We start from the raw sequence: 17,698 nt of genomic DNA on the forward strand, positions 1-17,698 counted from the left end.
CACGGTCGCGATTCGCAAGACGTGTGCAGGTTTTCAACGCGTGGGAGGTTCGGAAATGGCCCTTTGTTTCTACTACGGCGCCGGTTCGCCTTATGCATGGCGCGTCTGGCTGGCGCTCGAACACAAGCATCTGCGCTACGAACTCAAGGCGTTGTCGTTCGATGCCGGAGACCTGAAAAAACCCGAGTACACCGCGATCAACCCGCGGCAGAAAGTGCCGGCAGTCGTCGATGACGGATTCGCGCTGTTTGAATCGGCGGCGATCCTCGAATACCTCGACGAACGTTACGACGAAACGCCGCTGCTGTTTCCGGGAGACATCCGGCAACGCGCGCTGATCCGGCGCATGGTCCGCGAAGCCGACCAGTATCTGGCGAACCCGCTCGAAGAACTCGTCGCGAACGTGCTCTACACGCCGCAAGCCGAATGGCAGCACGAAACGATCGCGCGCTCGCGCGACGCCTTCGCGCGCGAACTCGGCCTGTGGGAAACGATGATCGCGGGTGACACGCTGGCGGGCGAACTCTCCGCGGCGGACTTCACGCTCTACCCGTTGATCGCGCTGGCGCTGCGAATCGAGAAGAAAAAGCCCGACGTGGAAATCGCCGCACGGATCGGCCCGCGGCTTGCAGCGTGGATGAAGCGGGTCGAAGCGCTGCCCTACTTCGCTCGCACCTGGCCGGCCCACTGGACCTGAAGCGGTCGCGGGAGCGGCGTCAGCCGCTTTTCCCGGCGCACCGCTCGGCCTCGCCCTAGCGGGCTCGCCATTCCCTGAGCGTCCGATAATGCGCGCCGGCGCTGCTCTGCACCGACTCGACGAGCACGAAGCTGTCGACAGGCCAGTCGATCGGGTCGACGCAGCGCGTCGAAACCTGCGCATGCGCCTTGCGCAGCAGCGTCACGTGCGGCGCGAACGGGCGCCGCTCGACGGCAAAACCGGCGGCTTCGAGCGCGCCGTTGAGTCGCTCGACGAGTCCGGTAAGCGGTGCGGGGCAGCTCTGCGCGCCAGCCCAGACGATGCGGTTGTGGCGCCACCCCCCGAGGAGGTCCAGCCGCAGCGTGAACGAGGTCGCCTCGACGTCGTTCCCGACCGCGATCAGCTCGGCGAGGCGCTGCGGCGACACGTCGCCGATGAACGCGAGCGTCAGGTGCAGCGTCTCGCATCGCGTGCGGCGCCCAGCGCATTCCGCGTGCGCTTCGGCGCCGAGTTCATCGAGGCGCTTCGCGACGCGGGCATCCGGCCACAGCGCGAAGAATACGCGCGAAGGCTTTCCCGTCGCCGCGGGATCAGGTTTCATCGCCCTGTCGCATCAGCAGCGCGACGACCTGGGCGGCGATGCCTTCGCCGCGGCCGGTGAAACCGAGCTTTTCAGTCGTCTTGCCCTTGATATTGACTGCCGCGGGGTCGATGCCGAGGTCGGCGGCGATGTTCGCGACCATCGCCGGCGCATGCGGGAGGATCCGCGGCGCCCGGCAGATCACCGTCGCGTCGACGTTCACGACGCCGAAACCTGCGGCTCGCACCGCCGCAAACGCTTCGCGCAGCAGCCCGCGGCTGTCGGCGCCCGCGTGCGCCGCGTCGGTGTCGGGAAAAAGCCGCCCGATGTCGCCGAGGCCGGCGGCCCCGAGCAGCGCGTCGGTCAGCGCGTGCAGCAGGACGTCGGCGTCCGAATGCCCGAGCAGGCCGCGCTCGAACGGGATATGCACGCCGCCGACGATCAACGCCCGCCCCGGCACCAGCGCATGCACGTCGAACCCCTGGCCGATACGGAATGGAGCTTTCACGTCAGTTTTCCCGGTTCGTGAGGATCCACTCGGCCAGGTGCAGGTCGAGCGGATAAGTGACTTTCAGATTCGTCGCGTCGCCTTCGACGAGTCGCGGATGCAGGCCCGCGGCCTCGATCGCGCTGGCCTCGTCGGTGACGTGTGTCGCGGCTTCGAGCGCGCGGCGCAGCATCACGTGGCGGAACATCTGCGGCGTCTGCGCCTGCCACAGGTTTTCGCGCGGCACGGTGGCGAGCACTTGGTCGTGCTCGCCGGCGCGCTTCAAAGTATCGGCGACCGGCACGGCGAGCAGGCCGCCGACCTCGTCGCGCGCGAGCTCCCGGATCAGCTTCTCGATGTGCCACGACGCCAGGCACGGGCGCGCAGCGTCGTGGACGAGCACCCAATCCGACGACTCGAGCTCGTGGGCGATCGCGCGCAGCCCGCCGAGCACGCTGTCGGCCCGTGTCGCGCCGCCGCAAAAAAGCGGCACGAGCTTCGGGCCGAGCGAGGACCAGTCGTGACGCGGCCACTCGGCGTCGTCGACCGAAAGCACGACGAACACCTTGTCGACTTGGGGCGCCGCGCACAGCACGGCGAGCGAATGGAAGATCAGCGGCTTGCCGAGCAGCGGAAGATACTGCTTCGGCCGGGACGCTGCCATGCGGCTGCCGCTGCCGGCCGCCGGGACGATTGCGAAATGACGAGGCTGAAAGGTCTGCATGGCGCGGATTCTACCCGCGCGACGCCGGCTCCCGCCAAGTCCGCCACTCGCCCGGCGCCGCCGTCATTTCTGCGACAGCCGCTTCACGCCGGCGACGAAACGCGACAACGTGTCCGAAAGCACGCCGCGCGGGATGATCGCTTCAATCAACTGGAAACGTCCGCGCGTCGCCAGCGCATGGTCGAGCGCTGCCTTCAGTTCCGCGCGCGTGCCGACCCGCACTCCGTCGCCGCCGAGCCCGTCGGCCATCGCCGCGAAGCCCCAGTCGTCGAGGTTGTTGAACGCCGATTCGGGCTGAAACGTGCGCAGCATTTCCCACGAGGAATTGTTGAACACGATCACGATCGGATCCCAGCCGTAGCGGCGGCAGTTGCCGAGTTCCCAGCCGGTCATCTGGAACGCGCCGTCGCCGACGAGGATCAGCGGCCGCGCCCCGGAAGCCGTCTGCAGCCCGAGGCCGGCGGGGACGCCGAATCCCATCGTCGCGTAATAGCCCGGCGCGACGAGCGCAGTCGGCTCGATGTCCATCGCGGTGAACAGGCAGTCTCCGACGTCCGCTGCAATCGGCATCCGGCCGTGGCTGTCCATCAGGTCGTTGATCGCCAGCGCGATGTCGTTCGGCGTGATCGACGCGTCATCGGCCTGCAGGCCGCGCGGGTAGTGCGGCGGATCGAAACGTACGACCGGAGCGGGCTTCTCGGCGAGGCGCGCGAGCAGCGCGTCGACGAGCGCCGCGAGCGGCACTTCGGGATAGGTGTGGTAGCCGAGCGTGACTCGACGATCGAGCGCCTGGATCGTCTTGCGCAGGTCGATCTGCTTCGACGACACGCCGAAGTTCGTGTCCGAGATGATGACCCCGAGCAGCAGCAGCGCATCCGACTGCTCGACCAGATCGGTCACTTGCTGCTGTCCGGCGACGCCGAGGTAAGTGCCGACGAGCGGCGCATCGGTGCCGGCGAGCAGCCCGCGGCCGAGGATGCTGGTCACGACCGGCACTCCGAGCCGACGCGCGAGCTCCGCCGCCTTCGCTTCAAGACCGAAGCGACGCACTTCGACCCCGACCATCAGCACCGGCGACGCGGCGCCGCGCAGGCGCACGAGAATCTCGTCGACGCATGCCGACAGCACTTCACGGTCCGGCGCGGGAGGCACGAGCGGGACCACCGGTTCGCACGGCACGCCGACCATGTCGCGCGGCAGCTCGATATAGACGGGGCGCGATTCGCGCAGGCAGCTTGCCAGCACGCGGGCGATTTCGCGCGGCGCGCTGCGCGCATCGGTCAGGCGCGCCTGGTCGCAGGTGATCTCGCGATAGATCTCGAACTGCGAATCCAGCGTCTTCGCCTGGTGATGAAGCAGCAGCCCGGAACGCGACTCGCCCGCACCCGGCGCGCCGGAAATGACGACGACCGGGGATTTTTCCGCGTACGCGCCGGCGACCGGGTTCACCATGTTCAGCGCGCCTGCGCCGTAGGTCACCGCGGCGACGCCGAGGCAGCAGCGATAGCGCGCCGTCGCATCCGCGGCGAACCCGACGCCCGGCTCGTGGCTCAGCGTGTGCAGCGGCAGGATGCCCGACTCTTCGATGACCTTGAAGAACGGCAGCGCGAAGTCGCCGGGAATGCCGAAAATTTCGCGTGCGCCATGATCGCGCAGCGCGGTGAGCAGGGCCTGGGACAGGTTCATGGCAGTCATCCGTATCGGGTTCGAGACGCCAGAATACGCGCTGTTGCCGAGCATGAAATTTCGTTTTCCTGGATTTTGCGCAACTTCGTGCCGTGCCGGCGGCCCGCACCGCAGCGCTTAGCTGTCTCGAGCAGGCGTTTCCGACCGAGATGCAACAGCGCCGACCGGCCTGCTGACCGAACTGGAACGCCTGCAGCGTGGCAATGCCACAGAATACGGGCTACAATTCGGGCGTTTATTCTGTACTGATACAGGAGGCCGCCATGGCTATTTCCACTCAGGACATCGTCTCCCTCACCACTGCCCGCGCTCAGCTTTCCGAACTGGCCGACCAGGTCAAGGCGGGGGTGGAGAAGATCATCACCAAGAACGGCGAAAGCTACGTCGCCCTGGTCGATGCGCGTCGGCTGGACCACTACCACCAGCTCGAGCGCGCGCACATTCACCTGTTGCTGCTCGACGATGCCGCGCGCGGGCTGGATGACGTCGCCGCCGGGCGCACCCGCGAGGCGGGCGCGGCGCTGCAGGATCTGAAAAGGCGTCGCGCCCAGGCATGAGTTCCGGCGCAACGGTGCTCGTCACCCGCAACTTCGAACACAACCTCGACGAGATCGAGCGCTTTCTGACCGAAGCCGACGCGGGCGGAGCGAGTTTTGACGACCTGCTCGACATGCTGGCCAACGTGGTCGTTCCCCATCTGGAGCGCCATCCGGATCTGGGCCGCGATTTTCTCGCCCGCCCCGCGCTGTCGATCGAAGCAGAAGCCCGAGTGGAAAAGCTCACCAGGCAGCTATCCGTCCTGACAGCGAAGGCCGATGAGCGGCCTGACGACCAGCCAGCAGACCGGCCCAGCCTGCGCGAATACGTCATGGCCCATTACGTGGTGCTGTATGTCCACGTCGGCGATCGCGTCCATCTGCTCGCCATCCGTCATCACCGCCAGCTGTCCTTCGATTTCGATGCCCTCTGGCTGGGAACGCCCTGAAGCGCCGGCACACGCATCAAGCCGCATAGCAGGCTTATTCGCAGGCTCTCAGCTGAACCGCTTGCTCCAGTAATTCGCCACGTCCAGCATCCGGTTCGCGTAGCCCCATTCGTTGTCGAACCACAGCAGCAGGTTCGCGAGACGCGGGCCGTTTACGCGCGTCTGGCTGCCGTCGATGATGACCGAGTGCGGGTTGTGGCTGAAGTCGATCGACGCGTGCGGATCGACCGAATACGCGATGAGGCCCGGCTGGGCCGCGGCAGCTTCGGCGAGAAGCACGTTGATTTCCCGCGCGGTCGCGTCGCAGCCGAGTTCGACGACGACGTCGATCGCCGAGACGTTGAGGATCGGCACGCGGATCGCCTTGGCCTGCACGCGTCCTGCCAGTTGCGGCAGGAAGCGCTCGACGCCTTGCGCGAGCCCCGTTCCGACCGGGATCATCGACTGCATCGCCGAGCGCGTGCGCCGCAGGTCCGAATGGTGATAACCGTCGATGAGCGGCTGGTCGTTCATCACCGAATGCAGCGTCGTCAGGAAAACGTGGCCGATGCCGAACGCGCGGTGCAGCTGGTCGAGGACGGGTACGACCGCGTTCGTCGTGCACGAGGCGTTCGACACGATGCGCTGCCGGCTGCCGAGCTCCCCATGGTTGATGCCATAGACGACCGTGAGATCGACGTCCTGCGCACTGCGTCCGGGCTGCGAGATCAGCAGCCGTTCGCATCCCGCCTCTAGGAAGCGATCGAAATCATGGCGTTGCGTGTAGCACCCCGAGCATTCGATCAGCAGGTCGACGCCGATCCCCTTCCAGTCGACCTCCTCGGGCACACACGCATGCGTGACGTCGATCTCGTGCCCATCGACGATCAGGCATTCGGCGCCGGTCCCGATTTTCCCCGGGAAAACGCCGTGCGTCGAATCGAAGCGCGACAGGTAGGCGATCGTCGCGAGGTCGGCCGGCTCGTTGATCGACACGATCTGCAGCGTGTCCTTCAGCGGCGACTCGTACAGCGCGCGCAGGAAACACCGGCCGATGCGGCCATAACCGTTGATCGCGATACGCAGCAAACTGCTCATTTGGCGTCTCTCGCCGGCCAAAAAAATGAATCCACCCCTGCTCCAGTATGTCTATTGAATTACGGCGAAGCGACGAGGTCGGTCCGCAAACCGCGAGAATACACGGAACGATTCGGGCACGACATGCCGCCGCCCCTGCCGCATGGCCCGCCGTTTCACCATCCGCACGAATCGAATAGAGTAATGAACCGCTCGGCATGCAATACGACGAAGACCTGCAAGAAAAACCGGGAGTCACGGCATGCCTTTCTCCAAGCCTTTCGACGTGGGCCAGATTCAGGCTTTCCTGATCGCGATCGGGATCGGGCTGCTGATCGGCCTGGAGCGCGAGCGCGTCGCTTCGGCCCGCGCCGGCCTGCGCACGTTCGGCCTGGTCGGTCTGCTCGGCGCGCTGATCGGCCTGCTCGGCGAGCATTTCGACAGCGTCGCGCCATTCGTGTTCGGCCTCGCGATCCTCGGCGTCATGATCATTGCCGCCTATCTTCGCCATCCCGACGCAACCGATCCGGGCACCACGTCGGTCGCGGCCCTGCTGCTGTGCTACTGCCTCGGCACGGCAGTGTGGCTCGGCCATGCGACGATCGCGGTGATGCTCGCCGTGGCGACGACGATCCTGCTGTATTTCAAGGCCGAGCTGCGCGGGATGGCGACGCGGCTCGAATCGAAGGACTGGATTTCGATCATCCAGTTCAGTGTGCTCTCGCTCGTGATCCTGCCGATCCTCCCGGACCGCCCGATCGATCCCCAAGGCGCGGTCAGCCCTCGCCAGGTGTGGTGGATGGTCGTGCTGATATCCGGACTCAGCTTCGCCGGCTACGCGATCCTGCGGCTGGTCGGCGCGCGCTTTGGTGCGGCGCTGGTCGGCATCGCCGGCGGCCTCGCGTCGAGCACCGCGACGACGCTGATCCATGCCCGCGACAGACGCGTCACACCAGCCTCGACTCCGGTCGCGGCGCTGGTGATCATCCTCGCGAATGTCGTCATGATGATCCGGATCGCGCTGATCGCCGCAGTCGTCGCACCCGGGCTTCTCGCCAAGCTCGCGATCGTGGTCCTGCCGGCGCTGGTGCTCGGCCTGGGAACGCTGATCTGGTATTGGCGGACTCCGGCCGGCCGCGAGACGGTGCTCCCGCAGACGCGCAACCCCACCGAGTTGCGCGCGGCGCTCGGGTTCGGCGTGCTGTACGCGGTCATCCTGTTCGTTTCGGCGTGGCTGTCCGACATCGTCGGCACCCATGGTTTGTATGCGCTTGCCGCCGTGTCGGGTCTCGCCGACATGGACGCGATCGCGTTGTCGAGCATGCGCCTGTTTTCCCTCGAGAGACTCGCTGCCGACGCGGCAGTGATCGCGATCGGCGTGGCGATGATCGCCAATCTCGGCTTCAAGACGGTGCTCGCCATCGTCCTCGGCGGACGGGAGCTCGGCAAGCGGATTTCCCGCGGCATGAGTGCGATCGGGCTCGGCCTCGCCGCCGGCACCGCGTGGCTCGCGCTATCCGGCACGGGCCTATAATTGAACCAGGCTCCTGCTCGCACTCCAACGAGGAATTCCATGGCCACTGCTTCGATTCGGCCGGCCGCGGTCGCCGGCTATTTTTATCCGGAGGATCCACACGCGCTGCGCGCGCAGATCGGAGAAATGCTGGCGGCTGCAGTACCGCTCGAAACGGTGTCGGCACCGAAAGCCCTGATCGTGCCGCACGCGGGCTACGTCTATTCGGGCCCTGTCGCGGCGTCCGCGTATGTGAATGTGGCCGGGTTGCGCGACGTCGTGCGCCGCGTCGTGCTCCTCGGCCCGGCGCATCGCGTCGCGGTCCGGGCATTCGCGCTGCCGGCAGCGCAATTCTTCTCGACGCCGCTCGGCCACATTCCCGTGAGTCGCAGCGACTGGGAAACGCTCCAGGCACGGCCCGACGTCGTCATCGACGATCGCCCGCACGCCGCCGAACACAGTCTCGAAGTCCAGCTGCCTTTCCTGCAGACGGTGCTCGACGCTTTCGAACTGGTTCCGCTGCTCGTCGGGAACGCCGACGCCGAAGCGGTCGCGGACGTCCTCGAAACGCTGTGGGGCGGCCCGGAAACCCTGATCGTGATCAGCTCCGACCTGTCGCATTACCAGCCGTACGGCCACGCACAGAGCTGCGATCGCGCCACGGTGGGCCGGATCCTGAGGCTTCGCAGCGGCCTCGACCACGATCAGGCCTGCGGAGCAACGCCCGTCAACGGATTGCTGCGCGCCGCGGTACACCACGGCTTGGAACCGCACCTGCTCGACCTGCGCAACTCGGGCGATACCGCAGGCGACCGTTCCCGCGTCGTCGGCTACGCCAGCATTGCATTCTCGGAGTCTCGCACCCATGCCCACGCTGCCCGACACTGAGCTTGGCCTGACGCTGCTCGCCCACGCGCGCCTCGCGCTCGAACGCCACCTCGGGCTCAGCGACGAGCCGTTTGCCGATGACGAACGCCTCGCGCAACGCGCCGCCACGTTCGTCACCCTCAAGCTCTACGACGAATTGCGCGGCTGCATCGGCAGCCTGCGCCCGCAACGCGCCCTCGGCGAAGACGTCGCCCTCAACGCCGTTGCCGCCGCGACGCGCGACACGCGCTTCCTGCCGGTCGCGGCGCGTGAATTGAACGACATCCGGATCGAAGTGTCTTTGCTATCGGAACCGCAGTTCCTCGAGTTCGCCGACGAAGTCGATCTGCTGTGCCAGTTGCGCCCCGGCATCGACGGCCTGATTCTTTCCGGCAGCTGCCGCAGTGCGACTTTCCTGCCGCAGGTGTGGGAACAGCTGCCGGAACCGCGCGAGTTCGTCGCAGCGCTCAAGCGCAAAGCCGGGCTGGCGCCGGATCACCCGATCGGCACCCTGCTGGCCGCGACTTACACCGTATGCAAGTGGCGCGAGTGATCCGCTTGGTCCGGTCGCGATTCGAGGCTCGGCGGCAGACTTTCACCTCTTGATGTCGCGGCTGCCCACCTCGGCCGGTCGCGGCGGTGAGGACACCGATGAACCATCCAGGACGCCATTGGCACCAGCTCGACGACGACCGCATCCAGTGCGACGTATGCCCGCGCTACTGCAAACTCCATGAAGGCCAGCGCGGCGCGTGCTTCGTGCGCATGCGCGAGTCCGACGCGATCGTGTTGACCACTTACGGGCGCAGCTCCGGCTTCTGCATCGACCCGATCGAGAAGAAGCCGCTCAATCACTTCTATCCCGGCACCAGCGTGTTTTCGTTCGGCACCGCGGGCTGCAACCTCGCGTGCAAGTTCTGCCAGAACTGGGACATCTCGAAGTCGCGCGACATGGACCGGCTGATGGACCAGGCGTCCCCCGACGAGATCGCGCGGACCGCGGCCGAGTGGGGTTGCCGCAGCATCGCCTTCACGTACAACGACCCGGTGATCTTCGTTGAATACGCCGTCGACGTCGCCGACGCGGCGCACGCGCTCGGGCTCAAGACCGTCGCGGTCACGGCCGGTTACGTCACCGAAGTCGCGCGCGGCGATCTTTTCTCGCACATGGATGCCGCGAACGTCGATCTCAAGGGTTTCACCGACGAGTTCTACGTCAAGCTGTGCGGCGCGCACCTGCAGCCGGTGCTCGACACGTTGAAATGGCTCGTCCATGAAACCGACGTGTGGGTCGAGATCACGACGCTGCTGATCCCCGGCGAGAACGATTCGGACGCCGAGCTGCACGCGCTCTCGAGCTGGGTGGCGAAGGAACTCGGGACCGAAGTGCCGCTGCATTTCACCGCCTTCCACCCGGATTTCAAGCTCACCGACACACCCCCGACCCCGCCCGCGACGCTGACGCGCGCGCGCCGCATTGCGCTCGGTGAGGGCCTGCGGCACGTCTACACCGGCAACGTCCATGATGTCGAGGGCGGCACGACACGCTGCACCGGATGCGGCAAGGCAGTCATCGAGCGCGACTGGTACGAGATTCTGGGCTATGCGCTCGACGACAGCGGCGCCTGCCTGGCGTGCGGGACGCCTTTGGCGGGGCGCTTCGCCCGTTTCGAGCAACCGTTCGGCTCGCGCCGGATTCCGGTTCCGATCCATCGCGTGGCCTGAGCGATGTTGCCGCGACACCCGCACCGTGCCATGCTCGTCGCCTGCGCTCCGGCGTATCGACAGCCGTACTGACAGTATCTTCCGTATCTTCCGGGCCCGAAGTGAAGCTGCGCCACACCACCATCAGCATTCCTGCCGAGCGCGTCTGGCTCGATGGCGAGCTGTCGCATGCGCCGACCGTGCAGGGGCTGGCGGTGATTCTTCGCCCGTCGGGCAGCACGCCGACCCAGTCGCGCGAAGCGAAAGTCGCCGCTGCGCTGCAGGAGGCCGGCTTCGCGACGCTGATCATCAACCTGCTGACGCGCTACGAAGAGACACGCGACGCCGATGCGCGCTTCAATGTCCCGAAGCTAGCAAACCGCGTCCTCGCCGTGGCCGACTGGATCGGCCACCAGCCGCCGCTTACCGGCCTCGCGATCGGGCTGCTCGCCTCCGGCACCGCCAGCGGCGCGGCGATCCGCGCGGCATGGAAAGCTCCCGGACGGTTCGCGGCCATCGTGTGCCGCGCCGGCCGGCCGGACCTGGCCGGCGCGACGCCGCTCGGCACGCTGACCGTGCCGGTGCGCATGATCATCGGCAGCGAAGACCTCCACCTCGGCATGATCCTGCGCGCCTGGGAGCACTTGCGTGCCCCGCGCGACTGGAAACTCGTCGACGGGGCCGGTGAAGACTTTGCCGAACCGGGCGCACTCGAGCGCTTCGCGCTGCTCGCGGCGGAGTGGTTGCGCATGAAGTTGCTGCCGCCCGTTGGCGACGGGGTCGTGCGCTCCGGCCAGCCGGACAAGCCTGCTTCGTCCCATCCCCTATAATTCCGTCCTTACCCGTCTCTGCCGCGGTCTCGCCGCGCCCGTCCGATGTCCCGACCGCTCGACCCCCTGCTGCCCCAGCTCACGGCGCTTTCCCTTCCGAAGCCCGGCATGCGGCTCGACCTGCCCGCGCTCGCCGGCTCGTCCGACGCGCTGGCGATCGCCCAGCTCGCGACGCGCGGCCCCTGCCTGCTGCTCGTGACCGCGAACCCGCTCGACGCCCAGCGCCTGCAGGACGAGATCGCGTGGTTCGCGCCCGGGCTGCGCACGCATCTGCTGCCCGACTGGGAAACACTGCCCTACGACAGCTTCTCGCCGCACCAGGACTTGATCTCGGAACGCCTGTCGACGCTCTATGCGGTGAGCCGCGGCGAAGCCGACGTCGTGCTCGTGCCCGCTTCGACCGCGCTGTACCGCATGGCCCCGCCAGCTTTTCTCGCCGCCTACACGTTCTTCCTCAAGCAGGGCGCGAAGCTCGACGTTGACGGTTTGCGCCACCAGATGGCGGTCGCCGGCTACACGCATGTGACGCAGGTCGTCAGCCCGGGCGAATTCTCGGTGCGCGGCGGCCTGATCGATCTGTTCCCGATGGGCGCACCGCTGCCGTTTCGCATCGACCTCTTCGACGACGAAGTCGAGAGCATCAAGACGTTCGACCCGGACACGCAGCGCACCGTGTACCCGGTGCCGGAGATCCGCATGCTCCCGGCGCGCGAATTCCCGATGGACGACGCGGGCCGCACGCGCTTTCGCAGCCGCTTTCGCGAAGCGTTCGAAGGCGATCCGTCGCGCGTGTCGCTGTACAAGGATGTGTCGAACGGCATCGCCCCGGCCGGCATCGAGTACTACCTGCCGCTGTTCTTCGACGAGACGGCGACGCTGTTCGACTACCTGCCGGCCGACGCCGCAGTCGTGCTGCACCGCGACGTGCCGACGGCGATCGACGAATTCTGGCGCGACACGCGCTCGCGCCACGATTTCCTCAAAGGCGACCGCACCCGCCCGGTGCTGCCGCCCGAAGCGTTGTTCCTCGGCCAGGAAAGCTTCTTCGCCGCGCTAAAGGACCGCCCGCGAATCCAGATCTCAGCCGCCGACGCCGCCGGCGAAGTGGCGCTGCCCGCCACGCCCCTTCCCGATGTTTCCGTCGAACGCAAGGCGACGGACCCGCTGCACCGCCTGAAAGCGCTCCTCGCGGGCGACTGGGCCCGCGATGGCGGCCGCGTCCTCGTGCTCGCCGACGCTCCGGGACGGCGCGAGACGATTTCCGAGTTCTTCGGCGAATACGGCCTCCGGCCCGCAGCCAGCGCGGATTTCGCCGGCTTCCTCGTCTCCGGCGAACCGCTCGCGCTCGGCGTCGGACCACTGGCAAACGGCTTCCTGCTGCCGGGCGCGAAGCTCGCGATCGTCACCGAGTCCGAGCTTTACGCGACAACCGGCCGCACGCGCGTGCGCCGCGACGCGCGCAAGGCCGCGACGATGGAAGGGTGGCTGCGCGACCTGTCCGAACTCAAGCCGGGCGACCCGGTCGTGCACGTGTCGCACGGCATCGGTCGCTACCTCGGCCTGATCCACATGGATCTGGGCGAAGGTCAGACCGAGTTCCTGCATCTCGAATACGCCAACGGCGACAAGCTCTACGTGCCGGTGTCGCAGCTGCACGTCATCACCCGCTACGCCGGCGCGGATCCGGAAGCGGTCGACCTGCACCGCCTCGGCTCCGGCCAGTGGGAAAAAGCGAAGAAGAAAGCCGCGCTGCAGGTGCGCGACACCGCCGCCGAACTCCTCGCGCTGTACGCACAGCGCGCCGCGCGCCCCGGCCACCGCTTCGACTTCAAGCAGCACGACCTCGACGCGTTCGCCGAAGGCTTCGGTTTCGAGACGACGCCCGACCAGCAGGCGGCGATCGACGCGGTCGTCGCCGACATGAGATCCGGCCAGCCGATGGACCGGCTCGTATGCGGCGACGTCGGCTTCGGCAAGACCGAAGTCGCGCTGCGAGCCGCGTTCGTTGCGGTCGCCGACGGCAAGCAGGTGGTCGTGCTGACGCCGACGACGCTGCTCGCCGAACAGCACTACCAGACTTTCTCCGACCGCTTCGCCGACTTTGCGATCCGTATCGCCGAACTGTCGCGCTTCAAGAGCGCGAAGGAGCAGGCCGACGCGCTGAAACAGCTCGCCGAAGGCAAGGTCGACATCATCATCGGCACGCACCGCCTGCTGCAGAAGGATGTCAAGTTCAAGCGCCTCGGCCTCGTCATCATCGACGAGGAACACCGTTTCGGCGTGCGCCAGAAGGAAATGCTGAAAGCATTGCGCAGCGAGATCGACATCCTGACGCTGACCGCGACGCCGATCCCGCGCACGCTCGGCCTCGCGCTCGAAGGCCTGCGCGAGTTCTCGGTGATCGCGACCGCGCCGCAAAAGCGCCTCGCGATCAAGACTTTCGTCCACCGCCACAGCAAGGGAATCATCCGCGAAGCCGTGCTGCGCGAATTCAAGCGCGGCGGACAGGTGTATTTCCTGCACAACGAAGTCGACACGATCGACAACGTGCGCGACGACCTCGCCGACCTGCTGCCCGAAGCGCGCATCGTCATCGGCCACGGCCAGCTGCCGGAACGCGAGCTCGAACGCGTGATGCGCACGTTCACGCAGCAGCGCGCGAACCTCCTGCTGTGCACGACGATCATCGAGACCGGCATCGACATCCCGACCGCCAACACGATCATCATCAACCGCGCCGACCGCTTCGGCCTCGCCCAGCTGCACCAGCTGCGCGGGCGCGTCGGCCGCAGCCACCACCAGGCCTACGCGTATCTGCTGACCGACGCGCACGCGAAGCCGAGCGCGCTCGCGCAGAAGCGCCTCGAAGCGATCACGATGATGGAAGATCTCGGCTCAGGCTTCTATCTCGCGATGCACGACCTCGAGATCCGCGGCGCGGGCGAAGTGCTCGGCGAGAACCAGTCCGGCGAAATCCAGCAGGTCGGCTTCAGCCTGTACACCGAAATGCTCAAGCGCGCCGTGCGCGACCTGCAGGCCGGCAAGGAGCCGGATCTCACGCAGCCGCTCGACGTCGTCTCCGAGATCAACCTGCACACGCCGGCGCTGTTGCCGAACGACTACTGCCCCGACGTGCAGGAACGCCTGACGCTCTACAAGCGCCTCGCGAACTGCGAATCCGACGACGACCTGCGCAATCTCCAGGAAGAACTCATCGACCGCTTCGGCGAGCTGCCACCACAGACCCAGGCGCTGATCGAAACCCACCGCCTGCGCCTGCTCGTCAAACCGTTCGGCGTCGCGAAGCTCGACGCGTCCGACGCGCAGATCAGCGTCCAGTTCGGCTCCGACGCCCCGATCGACCCGGCAAAAGTCATCTTCCTGATCCAGAAAGACCGCAACACCAAGATGTCCGGCCCGGATCGCCTGATCCGCAAGGCAAGCCTGCCGAATCTGAAGCAGCGCGTGCAGGGGGTGAAGGAATTGCTGGAGGCGGTGAAAGCCTGATCGCAGAATCCGCTCGGTATTTGCGGTATTTGCCTGCCCTTTATCTCGCCCGATTGAGCGGATTAACGACCCCGCCCGTACCGCTCCACGTCCACACCCCGGCAAACGCTTCGGCGCCCTCGCCTGCGTCACCCCATCGAGCCACGGCAATTCGACCAGCAACACCTCCCGATACAGAAACAACAGCGCCGACTTCGCCTGATTCTGCGTCGACGCCGCCACCCGCCCTGCCACCGCCAGATGCGTCAGAAAAGTCTCTACCTCCGGAGCCCCATCTTCTGCGGGGGATGCCGCCGGCCGTGAAACAGGATGAATCGCCGTATCCAGTCGACGTAAGCCTGCTCGGTCAGAATGCTGTAGTGCTTGACGCCGATGCGCTCGCGAACGCGGTCCAACAGCCGCCGCTGCGCATGCATTGACGAAGACTTTGTAAGTAATTGTACTGTTAAGCGAAGCTGACTTGATGTAAAGTGCATACATTCACGCCGACGGGTTGTGATCCGTCATTTAGGCGTTCCACTTATAATTAGCTCTTACCAAGGAGGAAGCATGTCCCTTGATTTCTACGACCAGTCTGGCAAGCCCTACGCTTACTCCGACGATGGGCAGACCATCTACACATTCGGAGGTGTGCCCATTGCTTACCTTGATGGCGATTCAACTTACGGCTTTGATGGCAGCCATGTTGGCTACTTCCATAACGGGGCAATCCATGACCCCCGCGGCAATACCTTGTTGTTCACCAATGGCGCCACGGGTGGGCCGATGAAGCCAATGAAACAAATGAAACCAATGAAGGGCATGAAGCAAATGCGACCGATGAAGGGTATGAAGCAAATGAAGCCCATGAAGCCAATGTTTTCTATGGGCTGGTCTCAGCTACCGCCAAAGGCTGTTTTCGGTGCATAGCGAGCTAACCCGCCCCCCAGGAAAACGCGCCGGAAGCGGCGCGCCCCTGAGCTAGCATGTTGGGCCGCACAATAAGGAGCCTTTGCAATGCCTTCATCCGTAACGACTGCACTTCTTGGCGCTCTCGCTACCGTTGTGTTGCATGTTGAAGCACAGGCCGCATCGGCTGAGCCATGCGGATCGGGCAGTACCAAATCGGGACAGATCCTCCGGGTAAACGGCTCAGACGTAGCTCTTCGCTCTGCACCAAATGCAAAAAACGAAAAGCTGATAAACCAGAAGGCTACTCAAATCCTTAAGACTACGAATTATCTGACAATTGACAACACAGTCACCGTGGTCGAGGAATGCACACAAGGCGAATGGTCAAGAGTCCGCGTAAAAGAACCAGATTGGCTGCAAAACTCTCATATCGGCTGGGTACAAAGCAGTTCTCTGCGGAGCCAGCGGAAAGACAGCGGTGGTATTGTCGAATTTACCGAAACTGACTTTGTTTGGGACAAAAAAACATCCCCTCACAAGAAAGCCATTATTGCGGGGGTCAATAAAGTTCATCGAGAAAACTCACGATGCAAAACGATTGATCCGGGGACAGCCTACATTTCATCGAGCAAGGGCAGCCCTTCTGACCCAGTGTTTTATGTCACATGCGGTACTGGCGCAGGCGCCTTTAACGCATTTTACTCAAAATCGGAAGTTGAGAAAGGCGCAACAATGGCAGCCGCAAAGCATATTGACCGCGGTCGCGCCATTGAACTGTGCGAATCGTATGCAAAAACTAAAACAAATCACCCAAGCACCTTCAGCTTTTCGCGCGCTATGGACTTGGCGGTGAACGAGCATCCAAATGGAAGAACAACTGTTAATTCTTCTTTCACGGCAAAAAACAGCTTCAATCTGGAACTGAAGCACAGTATCCGCTGCCTTCTGGATTCGACTGGGTTGATCGAGGCGAATATTTCTGAAGCAAAGTAATGGCCCAACAAATCATTGCAGCGGACCGTCAGAAGCTGCGCTTTTGCCGTCCCCTGAATGCCAACATTCGGCGTGTCAGTAATGGAAGCGGAGCTGAACGATCTGCAAGGCATCATCTTGGACGCGATATACCATGCGATGCTCATCCGTTATTCGGCGTGACCAGAACCCCGTCAGCGCATGCTTTAGGGGCTCAGGCTTGCCTACGCCTGCGAAGGGCTCGCGCTGGGTTTCGCGAATCAGTTTGTTGATCCGCTCGACGATGCGCTTATCTTGCTTTTGCCAATGGAGATAGTCCTCCCATGCCTCGTCAGCAAAAATCAGCCTCACTTGGCCAAGTCCCGTTCGACCCCCTTGCCGGCTTCCAGTTGGGCAATAGCAGACAGCAGGCGCTTGGCGTTAGCTGGCGTGCGCAAGAGATAAGCCGTTTCCTCAAGGGCCTTGTAGTCTTCGAGCGAGAGCATCACAACGGACTGTTCGCCGCTGCGGGTAATGATCAACGCTTCGTGGTCGTCGCAAACACGGTCCATGGTTCTGGCCAGGTTGGCACGGGCGGCGGTATAAGTGATTGCGTCCATGGTAATGCCTCCAATATGTACAGTTTAATGTACATAGATAGCGGTCAGCTGTCCAGCGGCCTCGCCAAGCCGCCCAACCATCCGGGCCGGCGGACAGTCGGCTAGTTGCGCTGTCTGCCTGCCGTTGACCTTCGTCGTTAGGGGCCTGCATGCGACTCTGGTCACTGCATCCAAGGTATCTCGACCCGCAAGGCCTGGTCGCGCTGTGGCGGGAAGCGCTTCTCGCTCGTGCCGTGCTGCGGGGCGAGACGAAGGGCTACCGCAATCATCCGCAGCTCGACCGCTTCCGCCGCCATGCGGCCCCCGTCGCGGCGATCAACACGTATCTCGTCGGGGTGCATGGCGAGACCGTTGCTCGCGGCTATTCGTTTGACGGTAGCAAGATCGGCAGCGCGCAAATGGGCGTGCAGCTTTCAGTCACGGATGGGCAGATCTCGTACGAGTGGCGACACCTGCGGCAGAAGCTGTCCAGGCGCAGTCCCGTGCTCTACGAACATTGGCGCAGTTGCGAGGAGCGGGAATGTCACCCTCTCTTTGTCGTTCGCCAGGGGCGGACGAACCCCGAGAGCGGCTCTCTGAAGACCAACTTTATGCTTTAAT

The 17,698-nt window shown here is 64.8% G+C and carries 20 protein-coding genes; 12 read left to right on the top strand and 8 right to left on the bottom strand.

What is annotated here, in order from left to right; all coding sequences use genetic code 11:
• Positions 1-55: 55 nt before the first annotated feature.
• Positions 56-697: a glutathione S-transferase family protein gene (locus tag PA01_14270; GenBank protein ID KON79658.1), complete on the top strand. Its 642-nt coding sequence runs from the start codon at positions 56-58 to the stop codon at positions 695-697.
• Between the two features lie 55 nt (positions 698-752).
• Here PA01_14270 and thpR read toward each other — a convergent pair whose 3' ends face one another.
• The 4 genes from thpR to ipdC form a co-directional block, all read right to left on the bottom strand.
• Positions 753-1,298 (bottom strand): RNA 2',3'-cyclic phosphodiesterase, encoded by a 546-nt coding sequence (gene thpR, locus PA01_14275; protein KON79659.1) that lies wholly within the window; start codon positions 1,296-1,298, stop codon positions 753-755.
• Positions 1,288-1,785 (bottom strand): 2-C-methyl-D-erythritol 2,4-cyclodiphosphate synthase, encoded by a 498-nt coding sequence (ispF, locus tag PA01_14280; protein KON79660.1) that lies wholly within the window; start codon positions 1,783-1,785, stop codon positions 1,288-1,290. The genes thpR and ispF overlap by 11 nt, the downstream gene beginning before the upstream one ends.
• Before the next feature lies 1 nt (position 1,786).
• Positions 1,787-2,488, bottom strand: coding sequence for a 2-C-methyl-D-erythritol 4-phosphate cytidylyltransferase (gene ispD, locus PA01_14285; GenBank protein KON79661.2), 702 nt, complete (start codon positions 2,486-2,488; stop codon positions 1,787-1,789).
• 63 nt (positions 2,489-2,551) lie between these two features.
• Complete coding sequence (gene ipdC / locus PA01_14290) at positions 2,552-4,174, bottom strand: indolepyruvate/phenylpyruvate decarboxylase (GenBank protein ID KON80362.1); 1,623 nt, start codon at positions 4,172-4,174, stop codon at positions 2,552-2,554.
• Between the two features lie 263 nt (positions 4,175-4,437).
• Between ipdC and PA01_14295 the strand changes: the two genes are divergently transcribed.
• Positions 4,438-4,731, top strand: coding sequence for a type II toxin-antitoxin system Phd/YefM family antitoxin (locus tag PA01_14295; GenBank protein ID KON79662.1), 294 nt, complete (start codon positions 4,438-4,440; stop codon positions 4,729-4,731).
• Positions 4,728-5,159 carry a type II toxin-antitoxin system RelE/ParE family toxin gene (locus PA01_14300; GenBank protein KON79663.1) on the top strand — a complete coding sequence of 144 codons (432 nt, stop codon included), beginning with the start codon at positions 4,728-4,730 and terminating at the stop codon, positions 5,157-5,159. Before PA01_14295 ends, PA01_14300 begins: the two co-directional genes overlap by 4 nt.
• Before the next feature lie 48 nt (positions 5,160-5,207).
• Here PA01_14300 and PA01_14305 read toward each other — a convergent pair whose 3' ends face one another.
• A complete protein-coding gene (locus PA01_14305; GenBank protein ID KON79664.1) occupies positions 5,208-6,236 on the bottom strand; it encodes an erythrose-4-phosphate dehydrogenase in 1,029 nt (342 codons plus the stop codon).
• Between the two features lie 241 nt (positions 6,237-6,477).
• On the opposite strand from PA01_14305, the gene PA01_14310 reads away from it, so the two are divergent.
• The 6 genes from PA01_14310 (at position 6,478) to mfd (ending at position 14,636) form a co-directional block, all read left to right on the top strand.
• A complete protein-coding gene (locus tag PA01_14310) occupies positions 6,478-7,749 on the top strand; it encodes an MgtC/SapB family protein (protein KON79665.1) in 1,272 nt (423 codons plus the stop codon).
• Positions 7,750-7,788: 39 nt separating this feature from the next.
• A complete protein-coding gene (gene amrB / locus PA01_14315) occupies positions 7,789-8,616 on the top strand; it encodes an AmmeMemoRadiSam system protein B (GenBank protein KON79666.1) in 828 nt (275 codons plus the stop codon).
• Positions 8,594-9,148, top strand: a complete 555-nt coding sequence (amrA, locus tag PA01_14320; GenBank protein ID KON80363.2) for an AmmeMemoRadiSam system protein A — start codon at positions 8,594-8,596, stop codon at positions 9,146-9,148. The genes amrB and amrA overlap by 23 nt, the downstream gene beginning before the upstream one ends.
• Before the next feature lie 98 nt (positions 9,149-9,246).
• On the top strand, positions 9,247-10,320 hold the full coding sequence (amrS, locus tag PA01_14325) for an AmmeMemoRadiSam system radical SAM enzyme (GenBank protein KON79667.1): 1,074 nt from the start codon (positions 9,247-9,249) through the stop codon (positions 10,318-10,320).
• A gap of 101 nt (positions 10,321-10,421) precedes the next feature.
• Positions 10,422-11,129 (top strand): alpha/beta hydrolase, encoded by a 708-nt coding sequence (locus PA01_14330; GenBank protein KON79668.1) that lies wholly within the window; start codon positions 10,422-10,424, stop codon positions 11,127-11,129.
• Between the two features lie 45 nt (positions 11,130-11,174).
• The gene (gene mfd, locus PA01_14335; GenBank protein ID KON79669.1) at positions 11,175-14,636 is read left to right on the top strand and encodes a transcription-repair coupling factor; all 3,462 of its coding nucleotides are present in this window, start codon (positions 11,175-11,177) and stop codon (positions 14,634-14,636) included.
• 257 nt (positions 14,637-14,893) lie between these two features.
• Here the strand turns inward: mfd and PA01_19040 are convergent, their stop codons facing one another.
• Positions 14,894-15,052, bottom strand: coding sequence for a phage integrase N-terminal SAM-like domain-containing protein (locus PA01_19040; protein KAI5912330.1), 159 nt, complete (start codon positions 15,050-15,052; stop codon positions 14,894-14,896).
• Between the two features lie 133 nt (positions 15,053-15,185).
• Between PA01_19040 and PA01_14340 the strand changes: the two genes are divergently transcribed.
• Positions 15,186-15,545 (top strand): hypothetical protein, encoded by a 360-nt coding sequence (locus tag PA01_14340; GenBank protein ID KON79670.1) that lies wholly within the window; start codon positions 15,186-15,188, stop codon positions 15,543-15,545.
• Positions 15,546-15,632: 87 nt separating this feature from the next.
• The gene (locus PA01_19045) at positions 15,633-16,520 is read left to right on the top strand and encodes an SH3 domain-containing protein (GenBank protein KAI5912331.1); all 888 of its coding nucleotides are present in this window, start codon (positions 15,633-15,635) and stop codon (positions 16,518-16,520) included.
• A gap of 75 nt (positions 16,521-16,595) precedes the next feature.
• Here PA01_19045 and PA01_14350 read toward each other — a convergent pair whose 3' ends face one another.
• Positions 16,596-16,850, bottom strand: a complete 255-nt coding sequence (locus PA01_14350) for a Txe/YoeB family addiction module toxin (GenBank protein ID KON79671.1) — start codon at positions 16,848-16,850, stop codon at positions 16,596-16,598.
• Positions 16,847-17,098, bottom strand: a complete 252-nt coding sequence (locus tag PA01_14355; GenBank protein ID KON79672.1) for a type II toxin-antitoxin system prevent-host-death family antitoxin — start codon at positions 17,096-17,098, stop codon at positions 16,847-16,849. Before PA01_14355 ends, PA01_14350 begins: the two co-directional genes overlap by 4 nt.
• Before the next feature lie 149 nt (positions 17,099-17,247).
• Here PA01_14355 and PA01_14360 point away from each other — a divergent pair, with 149 nt between their 5' ends.
• A complete protein-coding gene (locus PA01_14360) occupies positions 17,248-17,697 on the top strand; it encodes a pyrimidine dimer DNA glycosylase/endonuclease V (protein ID KON79673.1) in 450 nt (149 codons plus the stop codon).
• Position 17,698: the final 1 nt, after the last annotated feature.

Source organism: Azoarcus sp. PA01, from assembly GCA_001274695.2.
Lineage (GTDB): Bacteria > Pseudomonadota > Gammaproteobacteria > Burkholderiales > Rhodocyclaceae > Aromatoleum.